5 protein-coding genes and 1 riboswitch are annotated in these 7,817 nt (G+C 56.3%); of the genes, 4 read left to right on the top strand and 1 reads right to left on the bottom strand.

Translation table 11 applies throughout. The features are described 5' to 3' along the window. Both ABQ298_00320 and ABQ298_00315 read left to right on the top strand, forming a co-directional pair. The coding region (locus tag ABQ298_00320) for a helix-hairpin-helix domain-containing protein (protein MEQ9822809.1) at positions 1–1,317 on the top strand (1,317 nt) is incomplete at its 5' end. 219 nt (positions 1,318–1,536) lie between these two features. Further along, positions 1,537–2,292: a putative metalloprotease CJM1_0395 family protein gene (locus ABQ298_00315; GenBank protein MEQ9822808.1), complete on the top strand. Its 756-nt coding sequence runs from the start codon at positions 1,537–1,539 to the stop codon at positions 2,290–2,292. An 88-nt stretch (positions 2,293–2,380) separates the two neighbouring features. Here ABQ298_00315 and ABQ298_00310 read toward each other — a convergent pair whose 3' ends face one another. Then, positions 2,381–3,895, bottom strand: a complete 1,515-nt coding sequence (locus ABQ298_00310; protein MEQ9822807.1) for a glycine hydroxymethyltransferase — start codon at positions 3,893–3,895, stop codon at positions 2,381–2,383. Positions 3,896–3,924: 29 nt separating this feature from the next. Then, positions 3,925–4,011: riboswitch (ZMP/ZTP riboswitch) on the bottom strand. A 148-nt stretch (positions 4,012–4,159) separates the two neighbouring features. Here ABQ298_00310 and ABQ298_00305 point away from each other — a divergent pair. Beyond that, on the top strand, positions 4,160–5,509 hold the full coding sequence (locus ABQ298_00305; GenBank protein ID MEQ9822806.1) for a hypothetical protein: 1,350 nt from the start codon (positions 4,160–4,162) through the stop codon (positions 5,507–5,509). A gap of 115 nt (positions 5,510–5,624) precedes the next feature. Beyond that, the gene (locus ABQ298_00300) at positions 5,625–7,727 is read left to right on the top strand and encodes a glycosyltransferase family 2 protein (protein ID MEQ9822805.1); all 2,103 of its coding nucleotides are present in this window, start codon (positions 5,625–5,627) and stop codon (positions 7,725–7,727) included. The last annotated feature ends 90 nt before the right edge of the window (positions 7,728–7,817 follow it).

Here is a 7,817-nt window from a genome sequence, read left to right as displayed (position 1 = left end):
GATGCACAGGGAAAACTGCTCTTTGACACTGTGATTTATCCCAGCACCGGCGACTTCCGAAGGGAGGAAGCCCGCAAGGTTGTCAGCGCACTGGTTCAGCGCTTTGAGTCAAAAGCAATTGCGATTGGCAACGGAACCGGCAGCCGTGAGACGGAAGCCTTCGTCAAGTCTCTGGAATTGCCCAAGGACGTGTTGGTCATCATGGTGAATGAGAGTGGGGCATCCATCTACTCCGCTTCAGAGGTCGCTCGTGAGGAGTTTCCTGACAAGGATCTGACCGTTCGAGGTGCCGTGTCGATCGGGCGTCGTCTAATGGACCCGCTTGCAGAGCTCGTGAAACTTGATCCCAAATCCATTGGGGTGGGCCAGTACCAGCATGACGTTGATCAGAAGTATTTGAAGGAAACGCTTGAGGATGTGGTGCTCAGCTGTGTGAACAGTGTGGGAGTTGAAATTAACACAGCGAGTAAGCAGTTGCTTTCCTATGTGTCAGGACTCAATGCGCGATTGGCGGGAGAGATCGTAAAATTTCGGGAGAGCAATGGAGTCTTTCGTTCGCGAAAACAGCTGCTCAAGGTTCCCGGTCTTGGTCCCAAGGCTTTTGAGCAGTCGGCTGGATTTCTGCGCATTCGGGGAGCAGAGCACCCGCTGGATGCGAGTGCGGTGCACCCGGAACGCTACGAGCTGGTGGAGCGTATGGCGGCGGATGTTGGAGTGAGCATTCAGGATCTCATGGCCAGCGAAGCGGAACGCCAAAAGATTCGCATGGAGAACTATGTCACCGATGAAGTGGGGTTGCCCACGCTCAAGGACATTCTGGAGGAGCTAGCCAAACCCGGACGGGATCCGCGTGAGAAGTTTGAAGCCTTCCAGTTTAAGGATGGAGTGGAAACAATCCATGACCTCAAGGAAGGCATGCGATTACCGGGCATTGTGACCAACGTGACTGCCTTTGGTGCCTTTGTGGACATTGGAGTGCATCAGGATGGTCTGGTGCATGTCAGTCAGCTTTCGGATTCCTTTGTTTCGAATCCGGCGGAGGTTGTGAAGGTCGGGCAGAAGGTTCAGGTGACGGTGACCGAGGTGGACTTGCCGCGAAACCGCATTGGCCTGTCCATGAAGAGCCAGCCGGATACGGCCGGAAAACGTGGCACTGGCGAGGGTGCGCGCTCATCTGGAAAACCGGGGCATGCGCACGGAAAGTCAGGCCATCATCAGGGTAGGGGTCCGCGCAACGGTGGAAATCGTGGAGGAGGTCGACCCAAGCAGGATTTTGGTGGAGGACTTGGGGACATGCTGGATCGCCTGGGTTTGTGACTGTTTAGTCACCTCACGCCCACGGGGTTAGTCCTTCGTCTCGATAGCCTGCCCCAACTCCTGTCGAGTTCTGCCTTGGCAGGCTCTGTTGCGCCATGCTTCTAAAGTTTGGGTCTGCAGTGCCGATGTTCAGATCTGTCAGCGCGCATTATGGAGATTGCAGCATTCAACGCAGCAACCATCACATATTCTCGCGGTAATCCAGATACCGCGAATGCGATGTTGCGTACTGACACAACGACAGAAAGCGGGAGAGCTGAGAGCCAGAGCATGGCCGGACTGCAGGTTGAAACGAGTGTGGAAAGTGCCTCAGCTTCTCAATCCACCGCAGTTGCACTGAGTTCAACAGCTGATGTGCGGGGTTATCTTGCCACGCTTCAACGGGAACCAGTTAAACGCGTGCAGGAAGAGGAAATCGATTCCCGCGAGCGTAGAACTGAAGGACGTGCTCCCAATGCAGAGGCGACACTGGAACCTGACGCAGCAGGCGAATCCTCCTCGTCATACGAGTTGACGGAGGAGGAACAGCAGGAAGTGCAGGAGTTGCAGCAACGGGACCGGGAAGTACGTCAGCACGAGCAAGCGCATCTTGCGGCTGCCGGGTCGCTGGCGACGGGAGGGGCACAGTATCAGTTTCAGACCGGACCTGATGGCAAAGCCTATGCGATTGGTGGCCACGTGAACATCGATACATCACCGGGCAGCACCCCGGAACGCACCTTGGAAAAGGCAAAACAGATCCAGCGCGCAGCCATGGCTCCGGCGGACCCGTCACCGCAGGATATCAAGGTGGCGGCAAAAGCAATGCAGATGCAGATGGAGGCATTGCGCGAGATCGCGGAGCAGGCGGGCGAGTCTGATGAGCGTGATCAGGGACTGTTTAGTGCCGCCAGTGTCGAGGATGTTGAGGCGACCCAAAATACCGTTCTCAGTGGTGTGGCATCGCTTGAAATACCCGTGTTGAATCGGAATTGACGCACCTCTTTATCCCCGTGTGCTATTCCCTGTTCGCAGATACGAAAAAGTACGGCCCGTGATCAACACGGGCCTCCAATGACTTCGGTCACCCGAAATGCTGCTGCAGGAAGGGTAGATCCAGCTCGGGATACAGTGGGAAGTGATTGAGCAGTGCCTTGACGCGATGACGCGCTTCGGTAACCGTGGCCGAGTTGATGACGTGAGCGATCTTGCTTGGACTGCCAGCGTTTTTGCCCGACTTCACTGTGTCGGCCTCAGTGTGACTGAGCACAAAGCGAATGATGGAGGCGATTTCCTTCATTTCGGATACGCCCATGCCCAGAGTGGTTACGGCGGGCGTGCCGATGCGCAAACCACTGGTGATCATCGGGGAAAGCGGATCGAACGGAATCGCGTTTTTGTTGAGTGTGATTCCGCACTGCACCAATGCTGCTGCAGCCTGGCGACCGGTGAGTCCCATTGGGGTGACATCGATGAGCAGCAGGTGATTGTCCGTGCCACCGGAGACAACGGTCATACCCTCGTCATTGCAAGCCTGGGCAAAGGCCTGGGCGTTTTCGACAATGCGCTTTGCATATTGTTTGAAGGCAGGCTGATTCGCCTCGCGGAAGGCCACGGCCTTGGCGGCCATGACGTGGGGCAGCGGTCCTCCGAGCACGAAGGGGCACCCCTTGTCCATGTAGGTGCCAAGTTCCTTTGTGGATAGCACGATACCTCCGCGTGGACCGCGCAGGGTTTTGTGGGTGGTGGATGTCACTACATGTGCGTGCGGCAGCGGGTGAAAGTCACCCTGAAAGACTCCTCCAGCGACGAGTCCGGCAAAGTGTGCCATGTCTACCATGAGCACTGCACCGACCTCGTCTGCGATTTCGCGCATGCGTTTGAAATTTACCCGGCGCGGATACGCGCTGTAGCCAGCGAGCAGGATGAGTGGCTTGACCTCGCGTGCCTGTTCTGCAATCGCATCGTAGTCGAGCAGCCCGTCTTTTTCGCTCACGCCATAGGCGTAGGCGTCGAACATCTTGCCCGAGACATTCTGTCGGAAGCCGTGGGTGAGGTGACCACCAGCGGCGAGATTGAGTCCGAGCAGGCGCTGGTTACCCAGTTTCGTGCGAATGCGGCTCCAGTCCTCATGGCTGAGTTGGCCGGGATCCTTGACTCCCATCTCTTCCATTGCGGGCACTTGAACCTTGGCCTGCAAGATGCCCCAGAAGGCGACCATATTGGCGTCGGCACCGGAGTGCGGCTGCACATAGGCGTGTTCGGCGCCAAAAAGTTTGCAGGCTTCGGCACAGGCGAGAGCCTCGACGTCATCGACGTTGTCGCAACCTTCGTAAAACCGTGCACCGGGAAAGCCCTCGGCATATTTGTCGGTGAGCAGGTTGCCCATGGCGAGCTGCGTTGACAGCGAGCAGTAGTTCTCGCTGGCGATCAGCTTCAGATTGGAGCGCTGGTCGTTCAGCTCCTTGACGATGGCGCGTGAGATTTCGGGTGCCACGCGCGAAACCATGGTAAGGTTGGCCAGGTAGGCGACGAAGGCGGGTTCGATGTGTTCTGCAGAAGTGCGCTGCAGGTATGCGTTGAGTGGCGAAGTGCTCATGATGGATGACTCCAGTATTCGTGAATGGTGTGATTTGCCCAGGCACGCGACAAATCCGCTTGAGACTCCCCGGTGGTTTTCCACCTTCTTGATTAGCGCCAGTTGTCCTCAGGTACAACAACTGGAAGCTAGGTTGTGACGATGCCCTGCGTCAACTCTTTTGAACTCTGGCATCAAAGAATTTCGGTGGAGATGCGGAGCAGCGAGGGGGCATGAAAAGGAATTGCCAAGGCACGAATGCGCGGTTGTGCTGGCTCAAGATTCATGAGCATTGAACGCAGGAAAAAACTGACACGTATACGCCTGGAAGATGCATGGGTGGCTTTGTGGCTCCCGTGTCTGCTCATGCTGGTGCTGTCGTGGGGGATTTGGCAGCGTAGTGCGACCTCCCATGTGCTCGAAGTGAAGCTGTGGGCTGAAAGACCGGGGGTGGTGCAGCTCTTTGTGGATGAAGGCAATGGGTTCTCAGAGCAGCGTTCCATTCGCAAGACTCTTGAAAAGGCGGAACAGATCGTTCCGCTTCGTTTTGACCTGAGCGGGTTTGCATCCATTGTAAACCTGCGACTGGATCCGATGGATCATGACGGTTATGTGGTCCTGCACGCGCTGGATTATCACCAACCAGGAAATTGGCGAGGCCGCTCGCTGTTGCTTCCGGAGTATCGCATCGCCAATAGTGTGCGCTGGCAGTGGAACGCAGCCAAACGTGAATTAGCGGTGTATCCCGCGCAGGGAAACATGGATCCGCATTTTCACCTGGAAGGTGATTTTGGGACTCTTTCCGACGCGAAAATTCTTGGAAAACAATGGGGACAACACCTGGGAATGGCGCTGACCGGACTGCTGGTGGGTTGGTTGTTGCGCAATGCCATTGTGGCATCGCTTGTGAAGCTCTGGATGGCTTGCACAGGTGCCATTGACGGACTGCGCCGTCTGCGCCAGGCCTATACCCGTTGGGTGGACCGAATCAGCCTCCGCTGGCAGTTGGTAAACCCGACCAGTTGTGTGATCGCGGGATTGTTATTGGCCCTCTATGCTTATTGGCTGTTTGCGGACAGTGCACTTTTTAATGATCGGGAGCAGCGCTTTGCACCGGAACTGCAATTTGAGCGCATGGGTGAACTGAGTTCGCGCCCTTATGCCTACCTGCGAACCGGTGACTCGCAGCGTTATCAGCAGTTTATGGCTCACCCACCGCAGGGTGGAGCCGCAGATGAAACGGTGCGCATTGCGCTCACGGGAGTGAACGACCCCATCCGTGTGGTGCGCATCGATCCCTTGGAAGGGCAGGGCACCGTCGAACTGCGAAACCTGCGCCTGGTGTATGCGGACGGCAAGGAATTTCAACTGAGCTGGGAGGGCTGGACCGCGCGGGGCGATGCACAGATCGAGCGGGCAGAAGCGGAGTTGATCGTAATCCGCTCGGGAGGTGCTGACCCATACGTGGTTTCTCCGGTTGTGGAATTGGCGCATCGCCAACGCCTTACCCTGCCTGTGAGGTGGGTGTTGCCACTGGTGGTATTTCTGAGCGCGACTGCGGGATTGTTACTCTACAATCGCCTCTGTACGGAGGATTTGACGGAGGAGCAGATCCGAAATCTGCAGCGTTCGTGAATTGCGCTTGAACATTGAGTCGATGTTTTCTTGAGATGGTGCGCTTCGGATACGACGAATTCTTTGGCGCGTTGCAGATCCGGTTCCACTATCCTGATACGATTGATCTGATCACATGAAGTCACCCCATGCGAAAGCCAACCCTGTGGCGGCCCTTTTTCTTCCCAGACTGACAACGCTCGTGGCAAACCGGGGCTGGCTGGAAATCGCAGGCTGGTGCAATGCGGATCTCCGGACTGATGGGTTTTCGTTGGTGGCGACCTTGGGAAAACGACGTGTGCATTGGACATTGTCTGCCATCCCCGCCCTGCGACCGCAGCGTTGGATGCGTGAACACGGGGATGAGATCCCGTCATCAGGGATTCATTTTTTTCGCACCGAACTGAAGATTGGTAAGGGACTCAAGCGCATTTCATTTCATCTGGAACATGCCGACGGGCGAACCCTTTCACTGGGCAGGCGTACGGTGATACAGCAGGACCGCGTGACCGACTCTCCGGAATCCGTGGAGGAGCAGCCGGGAGCACAAGCACCCCTCAGCGACTATGACCGTTGGCGAGTGGAGCACGAACCTGCGCTTCGCTCGGCCAATGACTATGCCAAGGACGAACTGGTGTTCCCAGTGCCTATGCTGTGGGTCGTGGAGTTGCACGACGGCGCGCTCGATGCCATCCTGCAAACCTTGCACAGCATTCATCGTGCAGCAGCAGGACCGACAGAAATCTGCATTGTGGACGACCGGGATACACTTCTCCCGGTGCTCCGCACTGGGCTGGCTTCGATTCCCACGGTGCAGGTGATGCGCCGAAGTGAACTCAAGATCCGTCTGGGAAGGGCCGACGCAGACGCGTGGGTGGGACTGTTGCAGGAGGGCGACTGCATCGATCCGGATCTGCCCCGGGACTTTTTTCGATTTCTGAGCCGCCACCCCGAGACTGCGTTGTTCTACACGGATTTTGACCATCAGTTGGAAGACGGTTCTCTGGGCGACAGTCATGTATTGCCCGAGTGGAATCGTGATCTCCTGCACAGCTATCCCTACATTGGAACACGCTTTCTCATGCAGACGAAGGCGTTTCTGGAGGCTGGAGGCCTGGGCGAACAGACCAGGATTCACGACAAGTGGGCACTGCAGTTACGGTTTTCAAGAACCTGCAAACGCGAGCAGGTCGGGCGCCTTTGCGGGATTTATTTTCACCTGCTGAACAAATATGATCCACACACGAGCATGGAAGCTTCCGAACTCGGCAGTGTGCTGTTGCGTGAGCATCATGAAGCACTGGGAAATGCGGTGGAGGTGAGTCTTGCTCCGGGCGTGGGCGGATGGAGGACACGCTACATGCTTCCGACTCCGGCACCCAAAGTATCGTTGCTGATCCCGACGCGTGATGGTGTGTCAGTGCTGAGGACCATGGTGGACAGCATTCTGGAGAAGACGAGCTATGCGAACTATGAGATTCTGATTCTCGACAACGACTCGGAGTTGGAGGAAACCCATGCCTACTTCGCATACTTGCGGGAACGGGGCTGTCGCATCGTGCCGTGTCCGGGGCGTTTCAACTACTCTCAGATCAACAATCGGGGAACGATGGAAGCGAGCGGAGAGCTGTATGCATTTCTCAACAACGATCTTGAAGTGATCGAAGGGGACTGGCTGGAAGAGATGGTGAGTCACGCGTGCCGACCAGATGTGGGTGCTGTAGGAGCAAAACTGCTCTACCCGGACGGTTCGCTGCAGCATGCGGGTGTATTGATCGGAGTGGGCCATGTGGCAGCCCACGCATTTCGCCTGTTTCCCAATGAACCTGGTGAAGGGCCGCTGCGTGCACACGTGATCCAGAACTATTCGGCCGTTACGGCTGCCTGTCTTGTCGTGCGGGCGGAAGTCTTTCGGGAAGTCGGTGGATTTGATGATGTGCAGCTGGCGATCACGAACAATGACGTTGACCTCTGCATCAAGATTCGCGAGGCAGGCTATCGCAACGTTTACACTCCGTATGCGGTGCTTTATCATCATGAGTCTGCAACTCGCGGACCGGAAAATACGCCCGAAAAATTCAACCGCTATCAGAAGGAAGTGAACTACATGTGGAAACACTGGTCGACATTGCTGATGAATGATCCCGCCTACAATAGGCTGTTGACCCGCTTCAAGGAGGATTTTTCGCTGGCGGGCAGTGAAGAACTGCAAGCCTACATCCCGGGTAAGATCTTTTAGGACTTGTCTAGGCTTGTTTCGAAATCCCCTGCAACCGCAGGGTGTGCAATCGAATTTGAACGTGTGGCCCAGAATTGGCATTGCAGGCAG

It is taken from the genome of Puniceicoccaceae bacterium (assembly GCA_040224245.1).
Taxonomy (GTDB): domain Bacteria; phylum Verrucomicrobiota; class Verrucomicrobiia; order Opitutales; family JAFGAQ01; genus JAKSBQ01.
This window is presented reverse-complemented; position numbering and strand designations above follow the sequence as displayed.